18 protein-coding genes and 1 tRNA gene are annotated in these 23,329 nt (G+C 61.2%); 10 read left to right on the forward strand and 9 right to left on the reverse strand.

Features of this window, described 5'->3' with window-relative positions; genetic code table 11:
- Positions 1 to 527: 527 nt before the first annotated feature.
- A complete protein-coding gene (locus tag VSX42_RS05150; protein WP_326503272.1) occupies positions 528 to 845 on the forward strand; it encodes a hypothetical protein in 318 nt (105 codons plus the stop codon).
- On the opposite strand, the gene VSX42_RS05155 is transcribed toward VSX42_RS05150, so the two are convergent.
- Positions 832 to 1,140, reverse strand: a complete 309-nt coding sequence (locus tag VSX42_RS05155) for a hypothetical protein (RefSeq protein ID WP_326503273.1) — start codon at positions 1,138 to 1,140, stop codon at positions 832 to 834. The genes VSX42_RS05150 and VSX42_RS05155 overlap by 14 nt on opposite strands.
- Positions 1,137 to 1,775 carry a hypothetical protein gene (locus VSX42_RS05160; protein WP_326503274.1) on the reverse strand — a complete coding sequence of 213 codons (639 nt, stop codon included), beginning with the start codon at positions 1,773 to 1,775 and terminating at the stop codon, positions 1,137 to 1,139. Before VSX42_RS05160 ends, VSX42_RS05155 begins: the two co-directional genes overlap by 4 nt.
- 301 nt (positions 1,776 to 2,076) lie before the next feature.
- Between VSX42_RS05160 and tmk the strand changes: the two genes are divergently transcribed.
- Positions 2,077 to 2,781, forward strand: coding sequence for a dTMP kinase (gene tmk / locus VSX42_RS05165; protein ID WP_418950772.1), 705 nt, complete (start codon positions 2,077 to 2,079; stop codon positions 2,779 to 2,781).
- Positions 2,778 to 3,935, forward strand: coding sequence for a DNA polymerase III subunit delta' (locus VSX42_RS05170; protein ID WP_326503275.1), 1,158 nt, complete (start codon positions 2,778 to 2,780; stop codon positions 3,933 to 3,935). Before tmk ends, VSX42_RS05170 begins: the two co-directional genes overlap by 4 nt.
- 148 nt (positions 3,936 to 4,083) lie before the next feature.
- Here VSX42_RS05170 and VSX42_RS05175 read toward each other — a convergent pair whose 3' ends face one another.
- From VSX42_RS05175 to manA, 3 genes are all read right to left on the reverse strand, one after another.
- Positions 4,084 to 5,448: a PFL family protein gene (locus tag VSX42_RS05175; RefSeq protein WP_237186978.1), complete on the reverse strand. Its 1,365-nt coding sequence runs from the start codon at positions 5,446 to 5,448 to the stop codon at positions 4,084 to 4,086.
- A 12-nt stretch (positions 5,449 to 5,460) separates the two neighbouring features.
- Entirely contained in the window at positions 5,461 to 5,730 is a 270-nt protein-coding gene (locus VSX42_RS05180) for an ACT domain-containing protein (RefSeq protein ID WP_237222984.1), read from the reverse strand.
- A gap of 145 nt (positions 5,731 to 5,875) precedes the next feature.
- On the reverse strand, positions 5,876 to 7,075 hold the full coding sequence (gene manA, locus VSX42_RS05185) for a mannose-6-phosphate isomerase, class I (RefSeq protein ID WP_326503276.1): 1,200 nt from the start codon (positions 7,073 to 7,075) through the stop codon (positions 5,876 to 5,878).
- Positions 7,076 to 7,213: 138 nt separating this feature from the next.
- Here manA and VSX42_RS05190 point away from each other — a divergent pair, with 138 nt between their 5' ends.
- On the forward strand, positions 7,214 to 8,617 hold the full coding sequence (locus VSX42_RS05190; RefSeq protein WP_326503277.1) for a phosphomannomutase/phosphoglucomutase: 1,404 nt from the start codon (positions 7,214 to 7,216) through the stop codon (positions 8,615 to 8,617).
- An 86-nt stretch (positions 8,618 to 8,703) separates the two neighbouring features.
- Entirely contained in the window at positions 8,704 to 9,303 is a 600-nt protein-coding gene (locus VSX42_RS05195; protein ID WP_326503278.1) for a hypothetical protein, read from the forward strand.
- A gap of 132 nt (positions 9,304 to 9,435) precedes the next feature.
- On the opposite strand, the gene VSX42_RS05200 is transcribed toward VSX42_RS05195, so the two are convergent.
- Both VSX42_RS05200 and VSX42_RS05205 read right to left on the reverse strand, forming a co-directional pair.
- A complete protein-coding gene (locus VSX42_RS05200) occupies positions 9,436 to 10,620 on the reverse strand; it encodes a globin domain-containing protein (protein WP_326503279.1) in 1,185 nt (394 codons plus the stop codon).
- 119 nt (positions 10,621 to 10,739) lie between these two features.
- Positions 10,740 to 11,222, reverse strand: coding sequence for an Rrf2 family transcriptional regulator (locus VSX42_RS05205; protein WP_326503280.1), 483 nt, complete (start codon positions 11,220 to 11,222; stop codon positions 10,740 to 10,742).
- Positions 11,223 to 11,579: 357 nt separating this feature from the next.
- Here VSX42_RS05205 and VSX42_RS05210 point away from each other — a divergent pair, with 357 nt between their 5' ends.
- Positions 11,580 to 11,948 (forward strand): hypothetical protein, encoded by a 369-nt coding sequence (locus VSX42_RS05210; protein ID WP_135013333.1) that lies wholly within the window; start codon positions 11,580 to 11,582, stop codon positions 11,946 to 11,948.
- 96 nt (positions 11,949 to 12,044) lie between these two features.
- Here the strand turns inward: VSX42_RS05210 and VSX42_RS05215 are convergent, their stop codons facing one another.
- Both VSX42_RS05215 and VSX42_RS05220 read right to left on the reverse strand, forming a co-directional pair.
- Positions 12,045 to 13,532: a sugar ABC transporter ATP-binding protein gene (locus tag VSX42_RS05215; RefSeq protein WP_326503281.1), complete on the reverse strand. Its 1,488-nt coding sequence runs from the start codon at positions 13,530 to 13,532 to the stop codon at positions 12,045 to 12,047.
- A 313-nt stretch (positions 13,533 to 13,845) separates the two neighbouring features.
- On the reverse strand, positions 13,846 to 15,669 hold the full coding sequence (locus tag VSX42_RS05220) for a phosphoenolpyruvate carboxykinase (GTP) (RefSeq protein WP_326503282.1): 1,824 nt from the start codon (positions 15,667 to 15,669) through the stop codon (positions 13,846 to 13,848).
- Positions 15,670 to 16,111: 442 nt separating this feature from the next.
- On the opposite strand from VSX42_RS05220, the gene VSX42_RS05225 reads away from it, so the two are divergent.
- From VSX42_RS05225 to VSX42_RS05240, 4 genes are all read left to right on the forward strand, one after another.
- Positions 16,112 to 16,187 (forward strand) — tRNA-Arg (locus VSX42_RS05225).
- Between the two features lie 210 nt (positions 16,188 to 16,397).
- Positions 16,398 to 16,718: a 2Fe-2S iron-sulfur cluster-binding protein gene (locus tag VSX42_RS05230; protein WP_135013785.1), complete on the forward strand. Its 321-nt coding sequence runs from the start codon at positions 16,398 to 16,400 to the stop codon at positions 16,716 to 16,718.
- A 5-nt stretch (positions 16,719 to 16,723) separates the two neighbouring features.
- Positions 16,724 to 17,503 carry a DUF4232 domain-containing protein gene (locus VSX42_RS05235; protein ID WP_326503283.1) on the forward strand — a complete coding sequence of 260 codons (780 nt, stop codon included), beginning with the start codon at positions 16,724 to 16,726 and terminating at the stop codon, positions 17,501 to 17,503.
- A gap of 102 nt (positions 17,504 to 17,605) precedes the next feature.
- A complete protein-coding gene (locus VSX42_RS05240) occupies positions 17,606 to 23,329 on the forward strand; it encodes a DEAD/DEAH box helicase (protein ID WP_326503284.1) in 5,724 nt (1,907 codons plus the stop codon).

Here is a 23,329-nt window from a genome sequence, read left to right on the forward strand (position 1 = left end):
CGTGGGTGGGGCCGTTGTCTAGTTGGTGGGTGTGGGGTGTGTGCCTACTTTTGAATAAGCCTCGCTATAGTACCGCTTGGGTTATAGGCAGAAGAGTGTACCCCCCTGGCTTTGCCACGCTACCACGTCCTGCTGCTCATCCATAGAACGCCCTGCAAGGCACTTATTACTCCGCTCTGCAATAGCACTACCGGCACCGGTTTCAAACCAATAACCTCATAAACGCTAGCACTCTAAGCTACAACTACCCATAACAATCACCCCATCACTGATACTCCATAGGCATCTCACGATGCGCATGCAACATAGCCCGGATTTCAGCGGTATCCTCCGTTGTCGGAGAGAGAAGCGCAGCAGATTGCGGCAAGTATTGTGCGGTGGATTGTCACGGAATCTCGGTTGTGGAACGACGGTCCAGCTGTCTATGAAGCGACTTTTACGGCTATCCAGTCAGCACGTGGCCGTAAAGGTGGAGTGAAAAGTGGGAAGGTAAGAGCCACTAAAGCACGAGAAAGGAAATGGTTTCTATGAGCACTGAAGAACTGCCCCCCAGCGTCTACGCTCGCTATTCGCGGGGAAGTCAGACGGCTAAACAAGCTGCACAACGTGTAGGTGTTTCTGAACGCACTGCACAACGTTGGACTTCTCGTAGCCGTGCTGACTGGCTGACTGAAAAAGCCCAAGAGCGAGAAGCCATACGCGCCTATCATGACGACGAAGGGCACTCATGGACTCAGACAGCCAAGCACTTTAAGCTTGCGGTTTCGACTGTGAAAGAATGTACTTATCGTGCCCGCAGAGAACTAGACGAAGAAAATCGGCATGAAATTTTCAACGTACCTTAATTCTGCCGTTATATATCTTTATCTTTTTAGCAACGCCAGCAGAAGCAGTAGCTATTTTTTCTTGAATGTGAATGCTCAAAAGAGCAACCCCAGGACAGTACTTACCACCGACGCCCGCTTCGATTCCTGCAGATTCTAAAGAATCTGCATAAGAAGCAAGCTCAGAAACAGAGTTATCTATGATCCATTTAGCACCATCAGACTCTTCTGGAAATATCTCTATTGGAGGAGAACCTACCTCCTTTGCTCCCATATTACGCAACATTAGAACTACAGACTTTTCAGTATTCATCATGGACAACCAGCAGATACTTTCTGGGGAAAGGCGGTAATGATATTATTTGTGTCTTTACCAACGGGAACGCGTGGGTAGTATTTCTCTCCAGCTAGACCATTACTGCGCCTAATCTCAATCATTCCAATATACCTGATATCGTTCTCATCTCCCAAGCATGCCTTCTGGGGAGTCTCTAAAGATGATTGAATAGCAAAACTGGCAAAATCCCTCCAGTCCCCTCCTACCCGATTTGCTAATGCTTTCCAGTCATTCTTATGCTCTAATTTAATATGGCGGTAACCAAATTTCTCATTGCCACATCTTAAATTTGGCTTCCTTAGGAATTCTGGACCCATTGGTGTACTACCAGCAGTGTATTGATGAACTAGCTTATCAGACGGGTCTTTTATTCCACAGGCAGCCCATGTTGGCCCAGAGAATTCACCTTGAGGATTGAAACTGCGAAGTGATATCTCTGTTTCATTATTTTTCTCGGGATTGTACACTAACTCACTCCCATCTGGGGCTATGTAAACAGCAATAAAATCACTTTCACCGTTATCAGCAAATGCTGGGTTACCAGCACCCGAAGTTGCACCTAAGGCGAGACAAGCAACAGCAAGCCCAGTTGAAATTTTCTTTACGAGGGTCATTGTTCTTCCTTTCGCCCCAGAGCATCTTCACTATGGTGATTGGTGTTACACCAATGCAATCATGACAAATGCAATTAGTCAACTTATTACATCACAAACTAATAACAAAAACAGCAAACCCACAAGTCAACACATTCTCAAAAAATCTACGTAACATCGAGGCTTATTCATAAGGGGGTTCCGCAGGCTCACGCTCGGGGCTGGCGTGAGCCTGCTCCACCTACCCTTACGAATAAGCCTCATAGCCAAGCGCAAACCTACCAAAATTCTTATGGGTAAACCTCTTGATAGGCTTATACCCGTGACCCACGCACTTTCTTACACCCCAGAAGCCGACCCGGGCGTCCATACCCTCCCAGCGGACGCGAGCAGCGCGGCCCGCCCCTACCCCGGCACCTTCATCGCCTTTGAGGGCGGGGACGGCTCGGGCAAAACCACCCAGATTAAACTCCTGGCCGACGCCCTAACCGAACACGGCTACTCGGTGCTGGTCACCCGCGAACCCGGCGGAACCGATATCGGTGAGAAACTCCGCGCCCTGGTTCTTGAGCACGGCAACGGCGAGATTGACCCCCACACCGAGGCCCTCATCTTTGCTGCCTCCCGTGCAGCCCACGCCCACCAGAAGATTCGCCCCGCCCTTGAAGCCGGGCAGGTGGTGCTCTGCGACCGCTACATTGATTCTTCAGCCGCCTACCAGGGGGCAGGACGCGGCCTTGGCATTGAGACCGTGGTGAACCTCAGCCGCTGGGCTACCTCTAACCTGCTGCCCGACACCACTATTCTGCTCGATGTGCCCCTAGCCGAAGGACGCTCCCGCGCAGGTGCCCGGGGCGTCGCCGACCGCATGGAATCAGCAGATGACGCCTTCCACCGCACCCTACACTCCACCTTCCAGCAGCTAGCCGACGCCAGCCCCGAGCGGTACGCCCGCATTGACGGTGCCCGCCCCATCGAGGACGTCCACAAGGATGTGCTGGCAGCAGCCCTGGGGAGTATCGCATGAGCGTCTTTGACACCCTCACCGGTCAGCTCGATGTACGAGCCCAGCTCACCCGCGCCGCCGCCGAAGAGAAACCAACCCACGCCTGGCTCTTCACCGGCCCTCCGGGGGCAGGCCGCTCCACCGCTGCCCTAGCCTTCGCCGCCGCCCTGCTCTGCGACCAACCAGACCCGGCTGCCCGGGGCTGCGGGCACTGCCGCTCCTGCCAGACAGTGCTCAGCGGCTCCCACGCCGACTTCCTGCACTTCACCACCGAAAAAACCACCATCACCATCGAAGAGGCCCGCGACTTCGTGGTCAAAGCCCAGGACCGCCCCGCGGTAGGGCGCTGGCGCGTCATGCTCATTGAGGACGCCGACCGCATGCCCGAGCGCACCTCCAACGTGCTACTCAAAGCCATCGAGGAGCCCCCGCCCTACACCATCTGGCTGCTCACTGCCCCCTCGCCCGCAGACGTCCTGGTGACCATCCGCTCCCGCTGCCGCCCGGTCAAGCTGCGTTTGCCCTCGGTTGCGGACGTCGCCGCCCGACTTCTTGCCGATGCGCAGGCCCGCGGGGAGAACTTAGAGCCCCACCAGGCAGACTTTGTTGCCCGCCTGGCCCAGGGCAATCTGGAGGTAGCCCACAAGCTAGCCACCGACCCCGAAGCCCGCAAACGCCGCAGCACAGTGGTGCAGATGCCCATCACCCTGCGTTCCATTGCCGCTGCCATGGAGGCCGCCGACGACCTCATCGCCATCGCCGAAGCAGAAGCCGAAGCGGACGCCGAAGCCCGCAACGAAGCCGAGCGCTCCGCCCTGCTCACAGCCCTGGGCTATGAGGACGGCGAGAAGCTCTCCCCCACCCACCGGGCCCAGGTGCGCCAGCTCGAAGAAGACCAAAAGCGCCGCGCCAAGCGCATTCAAACCGATACCCTCGACCGGTTCTTGACCGACATTCAAACCGTCTTCCGCGATGTGCTCACCGTGCAGCTCTCCACCGGGGCAGACATCATCAACGCCCACCTAGCCGATGACATCTACGCCTACGCCGAGTGCACCAGCCCTGACCGCACCCTAGCCCACCTCGATACGGTAGCTACCACCCGCCGCCGCATCCGCACCAACGCCAGCGCCCGCCTGGCCTTCGAAGCCATGATGACCAGCTTCGTCGCCTAGCCCCTGCCCTACGTGACGGTGCCGCGCACCCTGCGTCCGCGCCCGGTTCCCTAGCCTGCAAGGGGACCGCAAAACCAAAAAGGGACCGCATAATATGCGGTCCCTTTTTGAAAATCAGGTCCTCTTGGGGGGGGAGGGACGGGGGGGATTAGTTGCGGAAGCCGTGCACCGGGGAGGGGATGCGGCCACCACGGGCCACAAAGACCTCAGCCGACTCAGGATGGGCAGGCATGACGGGGGCGCGGCCCAGCAGACCACCGAACTCCACCATCTCGCCAATCTCTAGCCCAATCGCCGGAATAACGCGCACAGCAGTAGTCTTGTGGTTCATGACGCCGATCGCGGCTTCGTCGGCAATCATGGCCGAAATGGTCGCGGCCGAGGTATCGCCGGGAATCGCCACCATATCCAGGCCCACGGAACAAATCGCGGTCATGGCTTCGAGCTTATCCAGGGTAATCTTGCCGGCGGCAGCGGCCTCAATCATGCCGATATCCTCAGAAATCGGGATGAAGGAGCCCGAGAGGCCACCCACGTGCGAGCAGGCCATGAGCCCGCCCTTTTTCACCGCATCATTAAGCAGTGCCAGGGCAGCAACGGTACCGTGGGTGCCCACCGATTCAAGCCCCATCTCTTCGAGCACGTGGGCTACCGAGTCGCCCACCTCGGCGGTGGGGGCCAGGGAGAGATCGACGATGCCGAACTCTACGCCCAGGCGCTCAGCGGCCAGGGTGCCCACCAGCTGGCCCATACGGGTAATCTTAAAGGCCGCCTTCTTAATAGCTTCAGCACAGTCGTCGAAGGACGCCCCGCGCACCTTCTCCAGGGCACGCTTGACCACGCCGGGGCCAGAGACGCCCACTGAGATAACGGTGTCGGCCTCCTGCACCCCGTGGAAGGCACCTGCCATGAAGGGGTTGTCAGATACAGCGTTGGCAAAAACCACCAGCTTGGAGCAGCCAAAGCCGTGGGCTTCAGCGGAGCCCTCAGCGGTCTCGCGGATAACCTCGCCCATGGTGCGCACGGCGGTCATGTTGATACCGGCACGGGACGAGCCGATATTCACCGACGCACAAACCACATCGGTTTCGTTCAGGGCCCGAGGGATAGAGCGCATGAGCTTCTCGTCAGCCGGGGTAGCGCCCTTATCAACCAGGGCGGTGAAGCCACCGATGAAGTTAACGCCCACGGCCTTGGCAGCGGCGTCCAGGGTCTTGGCGAACTCCACATAGTCCTCGTCGTTTGAGGCACCCGCTACCAGGGCAATCGGGGTCACCGAAATACGCTTATTGATAATGGGAATGCCGAGTTCAGCCTCAATGCCCTCAGCTACCTCAACCAGGCGGGCTGCACGAGAGGTGATCTTGTCGTAAATCTTCTGGCGGGCTACCGCGCCGTCAGAGTCGGCACAGTCCAGTAGAGAGATGCCCATGGTGACCGTGCGGATATCAAGCTTATCTTCATTGATCATCTGCAAGGTCTCAAGGATGTTACCGGAACGGTCGCTAAACATAGTCGGTAACTCCTAGAGGGTGTGCATGGCCTGGAAGATGGCGTCAGACTGAATACGAATCTGCACGCGCTGCTCTTCTTCCACCGGCTTCATAGCCTCTTGCAGGTCGGTAATCGACTGGGCAGAATCGTCGAAGCTACCCTGCAAGATCATGGTGAAGTAGCCCTGCATGAGGGTCTGGGAGACGTTTTCGATATTGACCTTGCGCTCAGCCAGCTTGGTGGTGACGCCAGCGATGATGCCTTCGTGGTCAAGGCCGGTGACGGTCAGAATAATTTTCACGGAGTTTCCTTGTGGGACTTGTAGCCCCGCTCCCCCAGAGTGTGGAGCGGGGCGGGCTTTTTCGTCCCTTCTACTTTACCCAGTTCTCACCGCGCACGTGGCCTAGACAACAAAGAAAAAGCCGCGCGGTGGCGTCCGTCCACCCTTAGCGCTGGGCTGCGATGTAGAGTTCGCCGGCGCCGGTGACGGTCACTTCGGTGGGTTCGCCCACGTACATGACCGACTGGGTGCCGGTCAGGGTGAAGGTCTTGACCTCATCGCTGACCACAACGGTGCCGCCCGCACACAGGGCAGTAGCTACACCGGCTAGGGGCAGAGTGATGGTTTCGCCCTCTTCGACGACCAGGTGGGTGACAGAGAGGCGTTCGTCCCACATGGAGTACTCGGCGGCCTTCTCGCTGGTGGGGGTAGGACGCTGGATGACAGGTGCGCCCTGGCCCTCGCCTAGGATCTTGATAAGCTCTTCCTCATCGATGTGCTTGGGGGTAAGACCGGCGCGCATGACGTTGTCTGAGGGGTTCATCAGCTCAATAGCGGTACCCGAGACGTAGGCGTGCACCTGACCATCGGGGGTGTAGGCAGAGTCGCCGGGGGCAAGGTAGACCAGGTTCATCACCAGGGCGACCAGCAGGCCACGGTCGCCGGGGTACTTACTGTCAATCAGGGTTACCAGCTCGGCAACACCGGCGGCGGTTGACTCGCTACCGGGAACTTCACCGTTCTTGGCTACCCAGGCGCGCGCGGACGCAACGGTCTGCTCGACAGCTGCCGCGGCGGCGTCCTGTGGCATGCGGATAATAACGGTGAGTAGCTCCTTGGCAGTCTTAGCCGAGCCCAGGGCCCCAGTGAGCCAGGGCAGGGAGAAGTGCTCGGCAATAGCGCGCAGCTCTGAAAACTCGCGCACGCCGGTCAGGATGCGCATGGGCGACAGAGCGATGACGGTTTCGGGCTTAGAGAATCGGTCCTTGTAGTTACGGGCCGGGTCATCGAGGGCAATACCACGGGCGTTTTCGTCGTCAAAACCGGCCTGGGCCTGCTCGTCGGTGGGGTGCACCTGAATCGACAGGGGAGATTCAATCGCCAGAATCTTAAAGAGGAAGGGGAAGGTGTCGCTGGTGCGCTGCGGGTTGAGGAAGCGGGCAGGCTGCTCACCCACCAGGGCATCGAGCGGGAAGGCGCCGCCGTCCACGTGAGCCACGGAGGGAGCGGACGCGTGCGCGCCCACCCACAGCTCAGCCTCCGGCTGTTCGGTGGGGGCGGGCACACCGCGCATGCGGGCCAGCGTCTCATAGGAGCCCCAGGCGTAGTTCTGAATCGAATTATCTAAAGAAAAAAGTTCACCCATAGGCACCATCAAACCATGCTCCAGCCCCGCCTCGGGCCAGTTTATAGCCCAGAAAGCTGGTGTTTATGGCCATAAATCACACCAGGAATCTGCCTGGAGACTGTTTAAACAGGTCACAGGGCAACTAGACTTACTCTTGTGAATACTATTGATTTAACCGCATCTTTTAAGGCTTACGATGTTCGCGGCATCGTGGGCGAAACCATCACCGCTGAGACCGTTCGCGCAACCGGCGCAGCTTTCGTAGACGTTCTCGGTCTGGCAGGTCAGGACGTCCTGGTCGGCGCTGACATGCGCCCCTCAGGCCCCGAGTTCATGGCCGCTTTCACTGAGGGCGCCACCGCCCGCGGCGCCAATGTTATCAACATCGGCCTGATTTCTACCGACGAGCTCTACTTCGCCTGTGGCGTTGAGAACGCTGCCGGTGTCACCTTCACTGCCTCCCACAACCCTGCCGAGTACAACGGCATGAAGATGTCTAAGGCGGGCGCTGTTCCCCTCTCATCAGAGTCCGGTCTCTTCGATATTCGTGACCTAGCCCAGAAGTACCTGAACGAGGGTGAAATTCCCGCCGTTGAGACTCCCGGTTCTGCTTCTGAGAAGGACGTTCTCAAGGCCTACGCCGAGTACCTGCGTAACCTGGTAGACCTCTCAGACATCCGTCCCCTCAAGGTTGTTGTGGACGCCGGTAACGGCATGGGTGGTCTGACCACTCCCGCAGTTCTGGGCGACGCTATTCTGCCCGGCCTGCCCCTGGAAATCGTGCCCCTCTACTTCGAGCTGGATGGCACCTTCCCCAACCACCCTGCCAACCCTCTGGAGCCTGCCAACCTGGTAGACCTGCAGAAGGCTGTTGTTGAGCACGGTGCAGATATCGGCCTGGCTTTCGATGGCGATGCCGACCGCTGCTTCGTTATCGATGAGAAGGGCGAGCCCGTCACTCCGTCCGCTATCACCGCCCTGGTAGCTGAGCGCGAGATTGCCCGCGCCAAGGCTGAAGGCAACGACGAGCCCGTGATTATCTACAACCTGATTACCTCCAAGGCTGTGCCTGAGCTGGTTGAGAAGCTGGACGGCCGCGCTATCAAGACCCGCGTGGGTCACTCCTTCATCAAGGCTGTTATGGCTGAAGAATCTGGCGTTTTCGGTGGCGAGCACTCCGCTCACTACTACTTCAAGGACTTCTTCAACGCCGACACCGGCATGCTGGCTGCCATGCACGTTCTGGCCGCCCTGGGTGAGGGCGAGCAACCTCTCTCCGAGCTGGGCGCTGCCTACTCCCCCTACGTTCCCTCCGGCGAAATCAACTCTGAGCTGGACGACAAGGCCGGTGCTATCGCCCGCGTTGCAGAGTACTTCGGCGACACTGTTGAGGTATCCGACATGGACGGCACAACCTTCGAGCACAAGACTGAGGGCTGGTGGGCTAACCTGCGCCCCTCCAACACCGAGCCCTTCCTGCGCCTGAACCTTGAGGCCCCCGACCAGGCCACCATGGAGCGCGTGCGCGACCAGATTCTTAAAATCATCAACGAAAAGTGATTAATCTCTAGAACTAGAGATAAAGGTTTTCTGATACACTCGAATTATTTCCATCACTCTTCACTCGGCATCTTTAGAAGGAAACTATGGCTACCACTAACTCCAACCGTCGCACCCTTATCAAGGGAGCTGCCTGGGCCGCACCAGCTGTTCTTGCGACCTCTACAATTCCCTCCTATGCGGCATCTACTCAACCTCCCCGCCTCAACCCTGGTGCTTTTATAAGCTACAACGCCCACTGGGAGAGTGCTGGCTCCAGGATCGATAACACTCGAACCTACAAAATCTACACCTACAGTGGAGGGCGTAGCGTAGCAACCCCCGGTGGTAGCTCCATGTGCCTCCTCGATACCCGCCAAGGGCAGACTGTCACCAATTATACGGCCACCTTCTACTTGGCTCTTTCAAACCTGGTATTCTCAGCTGGCCCATATGGTTCCAATGGTTGGACTCCGCTAACTCGTGATACCAGTAAGGCAAACAGGACGATAGGGGGAATAACCTACTACGCCTACACCACTGTCTACAGTGGGCCCGTTACCGCGACCGCAGGTTCTACTTGCCTACCGTCTTTCAGCTTCATAAGCGGCACGGGCATGCGGACAAGCGACAGGTTCTATGTTGATAACTCTGTGCAGGTTGACGGGCAGCTCATCGAAGGCAGCTACGGGCCTATCAGCATTTAGTGACGGGATCTATCAGCATTACCGTCTGCTAGCCTCTCTCAAAGCCTCATGCTGTCACAAGCCGCCCTGGGATTCTACGCATGGTAGAATCCCAGGGCGGCTTTGAGCTATAAGAAAGTACTACTACTGTTTCTAGGCGCGGGCCTGGTCGTGTAGCATCCACTGGTCGGGACCGAAAATCTCGTACTGGATGTTGGTGCCGGGCAGGCCAGCCTCAATCAGTTGATCACGCACACCCTGCATGAAGGGCAGGGGGCCGCACAGGTAGGCAGAGGCGTTAGCGGGCACGTTCAGCTCAGCCACGTTGACGCGGCCCTCGAAGTTGCCCTCGCCGTCCGCCTCGATAAAGGAGACCAGGCGGCCGTTTTCGAGCATCTCAACGTAGGCGGTCATCTCATCGCGCAGGGGCCAGGTGGTGAATGAGCGGTCAGCGTGCACCACGACAACCTCGCGCTTGGAGCCGGTTGCTGCCAGCTCCGAGAGGAAGGCAATCATGGGGGTGACGCCGATACCGGCTGAGAAGAGGTAGAGGGGCTGGGAGTCGTCGTCGCCGAAGCCGCCCAGGGTGACGTCGCCGTAGGGGTTTGAGACCTCAACGATAGCGCCGACCTGTAGCTCGTGCAGGATAGGGGTCATTTCGCCGGCGGTGTCGAGCTTAATAGCGACGCGGCGCTGGTTCTTCTCGGCGGGTAGCAGGGTGAACTGGCGGGCCTGGCGCAGGCCGTCCTTAGCCTTGGTGACGATAGAAACGTACTGGCCGGCAATGGCGTCGGTCATGGCAACGGCGTTGGCGGGCTCGAAGATAAGGTCGAGCACATTCTCGCCGGTTTCCTTGCGCTCAACCAGGCGGAAGGGGGCGAACATGACGTTGTTGGCCTGGGAGGCGTAGAGGCCCTTTTCGAGCTTGATGAGAGCGTCGGCCATGAGCCAGTAGACCTCGGTCCAGGCTTCTGCGATTTCGGGGGTCAGGATGTCGCCCAGGTTAGCAGCGATAGCCTCGAAGAGGTATTTGTAGACGGTGGGGTATTCCTCTTCGCGCAGGCCCAGAGAGGCGTGCTTGTGGGCGACGCGGGAGAGTACCTCGTCGGGGTACTTGTCGGGGTTGGCCAGGATGTAGGAGGCAAAGACCGCGATGGAGCCGGCTAGGGCCTTAGGCTGGGTGCCTTCGAGCTGTGATGAGCGGGAGAACATGCCATCGAGCAGGTCGGGGCGAGCAGCGAACATGCGCTGGTAGAAGTCGGGGGTGATGTCGTTGATTCGCTCGGCGATCACGGGCAGGGTTGCCTCGATGACGGGGCGGGACTTGGCTGAGAGCACGGCTCCTCCTTGGTGACAGAGTGTTGTTAAACCACCATCAATTTAGCATACTGAATGCTAGTTTTGGGAGAAAAAAGAACCGCTCCGTACATCGCGCACGGGAGCGGCACTGTTATGGCTTATGAGGCAAAGGATGCCTGGGGCAGCTTTTTTGTCTGGGCCAGGGGGCCAAGACCCAGTTCTAAGAAAACCGGGCCCATCTGCTGCTCGTTGGGCAGCTCAGAAATAACGACCGGGTCGAGCATTTTGAAGAATTCTTCGCGGGCGTTCGCCAGAATTTTTTTCAGGGAACAGGAATGGCGCATGGGGCATTCGTTCGCTCCGCCCTCGCACTCCACCATGGGAATATCGCCTTCAGAGGCACGAAGCACCTGCCCTACCGTGGCGCGGGCGCCGGCCTCTGACAGGCGTACCCCGCCGGTGCGTCCGCGGGTGGACTCCACCAGGCCTATGTTGGCCAAAAAGGCCACTGACTTCGCCACATGGTTGTAAGGAGTACCCACACCTTCAGCGATCTTCTGGGTAGATATCTGCTCACCGTGAAGACCCGATAGCAGCATCAGGACGCGCAGCGACACGTCAGAAAATGCGGTAAGACGCACGGGCCAACTCCTTGAATCGTATGGGCGAGGGCGAAGCTTTCTCTCTCACGGTACAGCCAAAAAGGTTCACGGTTCAACCTTTGTTCATCTGAAGGTCTTAATTTTCCCCCGCCTTTACACCGTTGACAAGCACAGTGCCCTTATCTGCAAGGAGTTTCACACGGCACACCTGCCCGCTCACCTGTAGCAGTTAGGGGTCGGGTGAGAGTAGTATTGATACTGTAAACACTCGCGGGCGCACACACCCAGTCATCACACACTAGCTGAAGACAAGGGTCACGCTGACCGCACCCACCGTCTCTTCACCGGCCACTCCCCCGTAGCGTGCCGGTGCAGAACTAGACATAAGGAACTATCTTGTCACAGCTTGATACCTCCATCCAGGAACTCCTGTCCATTGAAGGCGCAACCGGTGCAGCTCTCGTTGACATCTCCTCCGGCATGGCTCTGGCCTCCGGCGGTTCACCCGGCTTCGACCTGACCGTTGCTGCAGCTGGTAACTCCAACGTAGTACGTGCCAAGCTCAAGACCATGAACGATCTGGGTCTGAACGGCAACATCGAAGACATCATGATTACCCTGTCTTCCCAGTACCACCTGATCAACGTTCTGAACGCTTCAGAGACCTCAGGCCTCTTCGTTTACCTGGTGCTGGACCGCAACACCGCTAACCTGGCTCTAGCTCGTCACAAGCTGAACGCCATCTCAGGCCGCATCTCCCTGTAAGTCACAGGTAGAGGCAGTTTCTCAAGCCTCATAGCTCAAGAACCCCGGCAGGTAACCTGCCGGGGTTCTTTGTAGCGTTAGGACGCCGGTGGGCGGCTAGACCAGGTCTTCGCCCAGGGCCTCACCCATGAGGGTGTCTTCGGTTGCGGCTTTGTTCTGCTGGATTGAGACCAGCGCGCCCGAACGCATTACGGCGATGCGGTTGCACAGGCCAATGAGCTCAGACATGTCTGAACCGATCAGGATGATAGAGGTACCCTTCTCGGTCAGCTCGGTCAGCATCTTGTAAATCTCGCTCTTGGCGCTCACGTCGATGCCGCGGGTGGGGTGGTTGAGAATCAAAATCTCGCAGTCGGTGGTCATCCAGCGGGCCAGGGCGACCTTCTGCTGGTCACCGCCCGAGAGCTTGCCAACTTCGCCCTGAATGTTGGTGGTCTTGATACGCAGCTTCTGGATCTGCTCAGCTACCTCACGCAGGGCGGAAACCTCGTGCAGGAAGCCTTCGGGGCTTTCCTTGAGGCCGGCATTTTCCATCAGGGTCTTAGCGATGGAGCGTTCGTTAGCCAGACCCAGCTCGTCGTCATTATCTGACAGGTAGCCGATGCCGCAGGCCACAGAATCCTCGGGGGAGCTGATGGTGGCGTCCTCGCCGTTAATCTTGAGGGTGCCGAACTTGGCGGTCTCGTCCACACCAACCAGGGCAGCGGCAACCTCGTTGATACCTGAGCGACGCAGGCCGGTCAGGCCAAAGATTTCACCACGGTCTACCGAGAAGGTGACGTTGTTGAGAGAGCCCTTGGCGCTAGTCAGGTTCTCAATCACCAATTTGGTGTCCTCACCAGCAAACTCGTCGGGGCGTCCACCCATCTCGATTTCGCGGTTGAACATCTTAAAGGCGATTTCTTCTGCGGTCATCGTACCGGGGTTAATTTCGGTGTTGATGGTGCCCTCAGAGAGGATGACGGCGCGGTTGGCCAGGGAGCGAATCTCGTCGATGCGGTGGGTGATGTAGATAACCGCGCGGCCTTCGGCGGCCAGCTTACGGGTCACCTCGTGCAGCTGGTAAATCTCGTAGTCGTTGAAGGTTGCGGCGACTTCGTCCATGAGTACCAGGCGGGTGTTCTCGGCTTCCATGCGTACAACCTCAACCAGGGCCTGCTCGGCACGGACCAGGTCGCCCATCTTGGCGCGGGGGTCTACCGCCAGGCCGATCTCTGAAATCAGTTCCTGGGCGCGGGCGACCAGGGCTTCTTCGTCGTCACCGGCGTGCTCGGTAGAGCGGAAGATAGCCTGGGCAACGGTGAGTTCGGGGTCCACCTTGAACTTCTGGCGGATTGAGCCGACACCGGCTTCAAGAGCTTCTTCGGGGGTGTGGGGGGCGTACTTTTCGCCGTCCAGCGTGATGGTGCCGCCACCGGGACGGTCCCAGCCGCCCAGAATCGACAGGAAGGTTGACTTTCCTGCGCCGTTTTCGCCGAGAAGACCTACAATCTCACCGGCAGCTACCTCTAGATTCACGCCCTTGAGGGCACGGAGGTGCTCGTGGTTCTTGGTGAGGTTCTTGACACTCAGCAGATTTCCCACTCTGTTCTTTCCTTCCAACATGCGAGTGATGCGCCCGGGACGCCGTGCAAAAAGCTCTGTGGTAGGCCGGTGGCTAGTCGATGAGCTTTGTGGGGGAAACACAGCAGGGCTACACAAAATTCAGCCGTTCTTAAGCATTCTACAGAATATTAAGTCGGCTTTACGTCCACTCTTTGGGGCCGTCCGCCTATCTGCCTACACGATAAGGAGGTGACCTGTACGAAAAGTTTTTCGCATAGGTCACCTCCATAACCGTGTCGCTATTTTACTTTCGGTTGCAAGGACGCCCGCCGCAGCCTGCGGGGCACGCTCCCTAGTTCAGTTCAGCGGCTAGGGCATCGCGCTGGGCGTGAATTTCAGCGGGTACCTTGTCACCGAGGAAGGCCAGCCATTCGTCGATTCCGGGCAGCTCCTGGGCCCACTCGTCCTTGTTGATGGCCAGGGCAGCGGTGAGTTCGGTGTCACTGATATCGAGGCCGGTGAGGTCGAGGTCGCTCTTTCCGGGCACCACGCCGAGGAAGGTTTCTTGGCCGTCAGCCTTGCCGTCCAGGCGGTCGAAGATCCATTTGACCACGCGTGAGTTCTCGCCAAAGCCAGGCCAGGCGAAACCACCGTCGGGGGTACGACGGAACCAGTTGACGTAGTAAATCTTGGGCATGTTCTCTTCGCCGTGCTTCTTGCCCAGGTCAATCCAGTGCTGGATGTAGTCACCGGCGTTGTAGCCAATGAAGGGCAGCATGGCCATGGGGTCGCGGCGAACCACGCCCACAGCGCCCTTGGCGGCGGCGGTGGTCTCGGATGAGAGGGTCACACCGCGGAAAACACCCTGCTCCCAGCTGGAAGCTTCAGCGACCAGCGGCACAGTGGTCTTGCGGCGGCCACCGAAGATGATGGCAGAAAGGGGCACGCCGTCCGGTGCGTAGTACTCTTCAGCCAGCATGTCGGCCTGGGAGATGGGGGTGCAGAAGCGGGAGTTGGGGTGGGCAGCAGGACGGCCAGATTCAGGCGTCCAGTCATTGCCCTGCCAGTCAATCAGATGCTCGGGCACCTCGTCGGTCTTACCCTCCCACCAGACAGAGTTATCGTCGGTGAGGGCCACGTTGGTAAAGATGGTGTTGCCCTTGGCAATGGCGCGCATGGCATTGGGGTTGGTGGACCAGCCGGTGCCCGGGGCTACGCCGAAGAGGCCTGCCTCGGGGTTGACCACGAAGGGCTTTCCGTCGCGGAATTCGATCCAGGCGATGTCGTCGCCGACCATTTCAGCCTTCCAGCCGTCAATGGTGGGGTCCATCATGGCGAAGTTGGTCTTGCCACAGGCTGAGGGGAAGGCTGCCGAGATGTACTTGCTCTCACCCTCGGGGTTGGTCATCTTGAGCACCAGCATGTGCTCGGCCATCCAGCCCTCGTCGTGGCCCATAGCTGAGGCGATACGCAGGGCGTAGCACTTCTTACCCAGCAGGGCGTTGCCACCGTAGCCGGAGCCGAAGGACCAGATTTCGCGGTCCTCGGGGAACTGCACAATGTACTTTTCGGGGTTGCAGGGCCAGGGGACGTCCGCCTGTCCAGCCTCGAGGGGGGCACCGACCGAGTGCAGGGCTTTGACGAAGAAGGCCTCGGTTTCGGTCATCTTCTTCAGCACATCGGCACCGATGGTCGCCATGATGCGCATGGAGGTCACCACGTAGGCTGAGTCGGTGATTTCGACGCCGAACTTGGGGTTGGTGGCATCGAGTGAGCCCATGACGAAAGGAATGACGTACATGGTGCGGCCGCGCATAGACCCGGTGAAGAGCTCGGTCAGGGTGGCCTTCATCTCGGCGGGGTCACGCCAGTTGTTGGTGGGGCCAGCTCCCTCTTCGGTGGCGGAGCAGATAAAGGTGCGCTCCTCTACACGAGCCACATCGTCGGGGTCTGAGAAGGCAACGTAGGAGTTCGGGAACTCATGGTCACTGAGCTTGCGGAAAGTACCAGCCTCGACCAGTTCACCGGCCAGGCGGTCGTATTCTTCCTGTGAGCCGTCGGCCCAGTAGATACGATCAGGCTGGGTCATCTGGGCAATATCAGCAACCCACTGCAGCAGCTCTGCGTGAGTGGTGGGCGCCTGTGCGGTTACGTTGTCGATTGAAATGTCAGTCATCTGACGCTTCCCCTTATAAATCGTTGACCTGAAACACTCCACTGTGTTGTTCAGGTGCGAGTACCCCGCCCTGCCACTAGCCCGCAGGCGGGTAGAAACAGAAAAACGCGCCACCCATATCAATGAATAAACGCGTCGTGCGGTGCACTTTCACTTCATCGTGTGTTTCCAGAGTACATAGCTCGCCCCGGTTTGTCCTCATTAGTACGTAAATATTTCGTTACAGTCCTCTTGACCTGTGGTCTGGCCAACAGAATGCGGACCCGGGCAAACTTTTTCAACTTTCTTCAACCCCTCTTTTCCGCATATTTACGCGGTTTTCACCCCAGATTCACCCCTTTTGAGAGCAGGGTCACGCATTTTCGATTTGCACAGCCGTGCAAACCTGCGTAATGTATTACCTGTTGCCGCGACGGGCTGACGCAGCCGGTCAACGCATGATGCGCCTGTAGCTCAACGGATAGAGCATCTGACTACGGATCAGAAGGTTGGGGGTTCGAATCCCTTCGGGCGCACCACTGATAAAAACCGGCCTCCTTCGGGGGCCGGTTTTTTCTTGCCCTCCCCCAGCTGCCTCCCAGCGTAACACCCCGTTGCCAAGCTGGCGGCCGACGTCCGCTCACCGTAGTTTTAACCACAAAAAGCGGGGATAGGCGCGCCTGCCCCCATAAAATAGGGACAGACCCTAGACCCGCAGCCTCACAGCTGCCCAGCACACGGAGAACACATTGAGCGTAAACATCACGGTCACTGACGAAAACGGCACCACCAAGGACGTCACCTGGGAACCCCACCAGACCATGCTTGAGGCCGTCCTCGCAGCAGGCTTCCCCGTGCTGGCAACCTGCGGTGGTAACGCTTCCTGCGCCACCTGCCACGCCTTCATCGACCCCGAGCACATCGAAGCGACCCTGCCCCGCGAAGAAGCAGAGGAAGACCTGCTCGACATGATTGACGACATCGCCAACGAGTGCTCCCGTCTGAGCTGCCAGACCGAATACACCGAGGGAATGGACGGGGCAAGCGTCACCCTACAGCCCGGAATGTAGGCTGCATGAAAGCACGTATCCCCCTTCTCCCCCTCGCTGCCCTCAGCCTGCTCACGGCCCTCACCGCCTGCGGTAGCGCCACTACCGGCACCACCACCGCAGAAAGCACCGTGAGCAGTCCGGCTGCTACGACCTCGTCCGCACCGGTGCCCCCCTCACCGACGGTCTCAGCCACGAGCGCCGCGCCCACCCCCGTGGCAACCACCCGGACACCCACCGTGCAAGAGGTCACCCCGGCCCCCAGCACCTCCGCTGACCCAGAACCGGTGCCCACCGGCACCGTTATCACCGTAGAACCCACCGCGAGCGCCCCGAACCCTGCCGCGAGCGGTAGCCAGTTCGCCAGTTCGGCTGCCGGGGTAGCCGTCTGCGACTACGACCAGCTCTATATTGAGGCCGCGGTAGCTCAGGGCGGTGGCGCAGCGGGGTCGCGCTATATCACCCTAACCTTTACCAATACCGGGGACGCCAACTGCACCATGAGCGGCTACCCCGCTGTGCACTACGTGAACGCCGCTGGCCAGCAGGTGGGGGCGGCAGCTGCAAACGCTACTGAGTGGTCGTCCTCGGGTGGCGTGCTTGCCCCCGGTGACTCCCTGACCGCTACCCTGCGTGAGACCCGGGCCCAGCTCTACGGGGATGCCTGCCAGAGTGTTTCTGCTGCGGGCTACTCGGTGCAGGCTCCTGGAGCTTCCCAGGCTCTGGTACTGAACTTTGCGGCGGAAGCCTGCTCTAATACCTCTGTCGCCCAGCTTTCAGTAGGCGCGGTGGGGGCTACCCCCTAGCTAAGCGGCGGGCCTCCGTGCTCTCAAGGCCGGGTGCGCCGGGCTGCCTTCCAGGTTACCCGGTGCGCCCGGCCCGTTTGTTTTTAAGGGGATAATGGGGCTATGGCAGAACCCGTTACCTCCCGTGCCCTGAGTTTTTTCTCGGCCCCCACCCGCCGCTGGTTTGAGGGGGCTTTTTCTGCACCTACCGCTGCCCAGGCTGGAGCCTGGGAGGCAATTTCGGCGGGCCATCATGCCCTGATTGTGGCGCCGACCGGGTCGGGTAAAACCCTTTCGGCCTTTCTGTGGGCCCTGGACCGCCTGCACTTTGAGAGTCACGGGGGCGGGGGCACCCGCGTCCTCTATATTTCCCCCCTCAAGGCCCTGGGCGTGGATGTTGAGCGCAACCTGCGCGCTCCCCTGATCGGCATTGCCCAGACAGCCCGGCAGCTGGGGGTAGAGCCCCCGCAGGTTCGGGTGGGTGTGCGCAGCGGTGATACCCCGGCTAAGGAACGCCGCCAGCTGATTTCTAACCCGCCAGATATTCTGATCACCACCCCTGAATCCCTCTTTTTGATGCTGACCTCTAAGGCCCGCTCAACCCTGACCAAGGTGCACACGGTCATTATCGATGAGGTGCACGCGGTTGCCGGTACCAAGCGTGGTGCCCACCTGGCGGTGACCCTAGAACGCCTGGACCAGATTCTTGAGACCCCCGCCCAGCGGGTGGGCCTGTCGGCAACCGTGGAGCCGGTTGAAACCGTCGCCCGCTTTTTGGGCGGCAGTGTGCCGGTGCAGATTGTGCGCCCGTCCTCGACCAAGGAGTGGGAGCTGACCCTTTCGGTACCAGTGCCCGACATGACGGCCCTGGGCGGGCCCAATGCCTACGGTGAAGGTAACAACGACATTGGGGGCCGGAGTCAGCACGCTGGCGGGGGCCAGCCAGCAAACGTGACGCAGACCGGGGAGGCCAACGGTTCAGGTGCCTACCTGGATAAGCTCGCCGGGCGTACCCGCTCCCAGATCCGCTCTCTGGACGCCACTGAGTTCGAGGACCGTGCTTTCGATGACGGCGCTGTGCAGGCAGATACCCTGGCGGACGCTGGCACCCGGCCGGAAGTCTCTGTGCGGCTGGCGGAGTCCCTGCCTCAGGGGGTAACCGTGGCCGATGCCCTGGGCATCCGCCCGGTGGCAGGCCCTGCCCTGGGCTCCCAGTCAGATGAGCCCTCATCTGACTACTTTGACAAGCCCCTGCCTGCGCGCACACCCGGTAGTCAGGTGGGCAGTGAGCAGGCAGGCACTGCGCAGGCAAGTGCCGAGCAGGCCCTGTGGGACGCTGTGGGTGTTTTCCCCGGTGAGGAAGCAGAGTCTGCACCCCAGGTACAGACCCGAACCCAGCCCGCCCTCACCATCGAAGAGGTGCAGGTGGCGGCGTCCGCCCCGGGCTCAGGCGCCGGGAGCGAAACCCCGAACCTCAACGGCTACCAGGCCTCCATCTGGCCGCATGTGGAAGAGCGCATTGTGGATCTGGTGGTGGCCAATCGCTCCACCATTGTCTTTGCTAACTCGCGCGGGCTGGCGGAAAAACTGACGGCCCGCCTCAACGAGATTTACCTGGGCCGTCTAGAGGCCCGCGGGGAGCTGGGTGAGGTGACCGCAAGCGCCTCCACCGGTGCCCGCACCTACGCTTCTACCGGCGGGGAGCCGAAGGCCCTGGCAGATGTACTGGCTGAGGCTCTAGCCAAGGACGCCCCTGCCCGGCTGGAAGCCGACGATGGGCGCCTACCGGAGGCGGGTGCGTCCTTGCCCTTCTCTACCCAGCCCCCTGCCCAGGTGATGGGGGGTTCGGCGGCGGCTGCTGGGGCGCCGCCGGTGCTGGCGCGGGCCCACCACGGGTCGGTTTCCAAGGACCAGCGCACCCTGATTGAAGAGGCTCTGAAGTCGGGGCAGCTGCGGTGCGTGGTGGCCACCAGTTCCCTGGAACTGGGTATTGATATGGGCCATGTGGATCTGGTGATTCAGGTGGAGGCCCCGCACTCGGTTGCCTCTGGCCTGCAGCGGGTGGGCCGTGCTGGCCACCAGGTGGGGGAGGTCTCGCGCGGCTACCTCTACCCCAAGCACCGGGGCGACCTGCTGAACGCCACAGTGACCGTGCAGCGTATGCTGGCCGGGCAAATTGAGCCCCTGGCCATTCCCGCTAATCCCCTGGATATTTTGGCCCAGCAAACCGTAGCCGCCTGTGCCCTGGGCCCAATTAGTGTGGAGGCTTGGTTTGAGGCCCTGCGGGCAACGGCCCCCTTTGCTACCCTGCCCCGGGCGGCCTTTGAGGCGACCCTGGATTTGCTGGCCGGTAAGTACCCCTCGGACGAGTTTGCCGAGCTGCGCCCCCGCATTGTCTGGGACCGGGACGCCGGGACGATTGAGGGCCGCCCCGGGGCCCAGCGCCTGGCGGTGACCTCCGGCGGCACGATTCCTGACCGCGGCCTCTTCCCGGTCTTCATTGCCGGGGCTGAGGATTCTAAGGCTCCCAAGCGGGTGGGTGAACTGGATGAGGAGATGGTCTATGAGTCCCGGGCCGGGGACGTCATTGCCCTGGGTGCTTCGTCCTGGCGGATTGAGGACATCACTCATGATCGGGTAACCGTGACCCCCGCCCCCGGGGTACCCGGTCGCCTGCCCTTCTGGCACGGGGATTCGCCGGGCCGTCCTGTCGATTTGGGGCGAGCTTTAGGAGCCTTCACCCGGGAGCTGGCCCTTGAGAACAGTAAGGACGCCGGTGCCGCCCACGCCCGCCTGCGCGGCCTTGGTCTGGATCAGTGGGCCGCTGATAATCTGCTGGCCTACGTGGCAGAGCAGGCAGAGGCGACCGGCCAGGTGCCCAGCGAGAAGCACCTGCTGGTCGAGCGCTTCCGTGATGAGCTGGGGGACTGGCGTCTGATTCTGCATTCGCCCCTGGGTATGCCCGTTCACTCCCCCTGGGCCCTGGCTGTGGGGGCGCGGGTTCAGGAACGCTACGGGGTCAATGCCTCAGCTATGGCCGCTGACGACGGTATCGTGCTGCGCATCCCCGCTATGGAGGCAGAACCGCCCGGGGCTGACCTCTTCATCTTTTACCCGGCCGAGCTCGAAGACATCGTAACCGAACGGGTGGGCAACTCTGCCCTCTTTGCCTCCCGCTTCCGCGAGAACGCCGCCCGCGCCCTGCTGCTACCCCGCAAGGACCCGGGCCGCCGCACTCCCCTGTGGCAGCAGCGCCAGCGCTCCGCCCAGCTACTGGATGTGGCCCGTAAGTACCCCACCTTCCCCCTGTTGCTAGAAACTGCCCGTGAGTGCCTGCAGGACGTCTACGACCTACCGGCCCTGACCGCCCTGCACAAGGACCTCGAGGCCAAAAAGGTACGGATCAGCGAGGTAGAAACCGAAACCCCCTCCCCCTTCGCCCGCACCCTACTCTTTGGCTATGTCGCCCAGTTCCTCTACGACGGGGATTCCCCCCTGGCTGAGCGCCGGGCAGCTGCCCTGGCGCTGGACCCGGCCCTGCTGGCTGAGCTACTCGGCAAGGACGAGCTGCGCGAACTGCTCGATGTTGAGGTCATCCGTTCCACCGAGGCCCGCTTGCAGCGCACCGCTACGGGCTACCGCCTGCGCGGGGTCGAAGGCGCTGTCGACCTACTGCGCCTGCTCGGCCCGCTCACCGCTGCCGAGGCTGCCCAGCGCCTGCGGGTGCTCCTGGAGCAGGACGCCGCTCCCCCTGCTCCTGATACCGAGGCAGGTCAGCCGGGTGAGCGCGTCCTGACCGAAGCCGAAGCCACTGACCACCTTGAGGCCCTGGTGAAAGCCGGGCGGGCCCTGCGCTTCCGCCTGCACGGGCGGGAACTGTATGCTGCCATTGAGGACGCCGCTCGTCTGCGTGACGCCCTGGGTGTGCCCCTGCCGATTGGGGTCCCCCTGGCCTTCCTAGAGCCGGTCGAGGCTCCCCTGGTTGACATGGTCGCCCGCTATGCCCGGACCCATGCCCCCTTTACCGTTGCCCAGGCAGCTGCCGCCCTCTCCCTGGGTGTCTCGGTGGTCGATACCGCCCTGCGTACCCTGGCAGCAGATCGGCGGGTTATCTCTGGTGAGTTCCTGCCCGAAGAGCTCCGCGCTGAGCTAGCCGCCGCCCGCACCGGCTCCACCGACCCCGCCTACCTAGCCGGAACTGAGTGGGTGGACGCCGCCGTCCTGCGCACCCTGCGCTCCCGCTCCCTGGCAGCCCTGCGCGCCGACGTCGAACCCGTTACCCCCGGCACATACGCCCGTTTCCTGCCGCCCTGGCAGCACGTGGGCTCCTGGCAGGTCACCGAAACCACCGCCGCCCCCGGCACCTTCGGGGCACCGGCCCAGTCCATCAGCGTCCGCCGCGACGAAAACGCCATGCTCAGCGGCTACGACGGCCTACTCACCGTGATCGACCAGCTCGCCGGGGTGCGGGTGCCCGCCTCTGCCCTCGAACCTCTGATTCTCAAGGCCCGCATCAGCGACTACACCCCCGCCCTGCTCGACTCAGCCATGAGCGCCGGGGACGTCATCTGGACGGGCGCCGGCCAGCTCGCCGGGGACGACGGCTGGATCGCCCTACACCTGGGTGAGAGCGCGGCCCTGACCCTGCCCGATGCGGTAGAACGAGCCGAGGCGCTCGCAGCCCTGGGCGCCCTCGAAAACACCATCTACGAGCTGCTGACCGGCGGGCTCTTCTTCAGCCAGATTCAGACCCAGCTCGCCGCCCTGGCCACCTCGCTGGGTAACACGCCCCCGAACGCCCAGGAGATTTCAACCGCCCTCTGGAACCTGGTCTGGGCCGGGCTAGTCACCGGCGACACCTTCGCCCCGGTACGGGCCCTGATCTCGGGCAGGGCATCGGCCCACAAGGTGGCCGCCCCCGCCCCCCGGGCCCGCTCCGTGGGAATGCGACGCGGGGCCTCCCGCCTCTCGGCTTCCCGCCTGGGGGTGGGCGTAGGCCGGGCCCCTGCGGTATCAGCCCAGGTCGCCCCTATCGACGGCGGACGCTGGGCCCGTATCGAGGCCGAACCACTCGACGCCATCGTGGCAGCTGCCGCCCGCGCCGAACTGCTCATGGACCGCTACGGGGTGCTCACCCGCGGGGCCGTGGCCGTTGAGGATACCCCCGGCGGCTTTGCCGGGGTCTACCGGGTGCTGTCTGCCGCCGAAGAAAAGGGCCTGGCCCGCCGTGGCTACTTCATAGAGGGCCTGGGCGCTGCCCAGTTCTCGACCTCCTCCACCGTCGATAGACTCCGGGCGGCGGACGACACCACCGCCGCAGACGAGGAGGGGCAAGGCGCCGCACCCGGCGCGTCCGCCTACACCCCGGTGCGCCGCACCCGCCACTCGGTCACCCTGCTCGCTGCCACCGACCCGGCTAACCCCTATGGGGCCGCCCTGCCCTGGCCCACCCCCGTGGCCTGGGACAGCAACCGCACCCCCATCAAGCACAAGCCAGGGCGCAAGGCCGGGGCCGTCGTCATCCTGGTCGACGGGGAGCTCACCCTCTACCTGGAACGCGGCGGCAAAACCCTACTGCCCTTTACCGACCGAGCCGACCGGGTGGAGGCGTCCGCGCCCCTGATTGGCCAGCTGGTGCGCGCCGGAGTAGCCGACAAAATCGTTATTGAGACCGCTGGCGGGGTGGATGTGCTGAGCTCTCCCACGCCGCCACCACCCGCACCCGACCAACCGGATGCATCGGGTGAGGCTGGCGCACACCCTGTACTTGTACTGCGAAGGGCCCTGCTGGCCGCTGGTTTCTACGCCACCCCGCGCGGCCTGCGTATGCGGAAGGACTATTCCTAA

This window comes from Rothia nasimurium, assembly GCF_035916755.1.
Lineage (GTDB): Bacteria > Actinomycetota > Actinomycetes > Actinomycetales > Micrococcaceae > Rothia.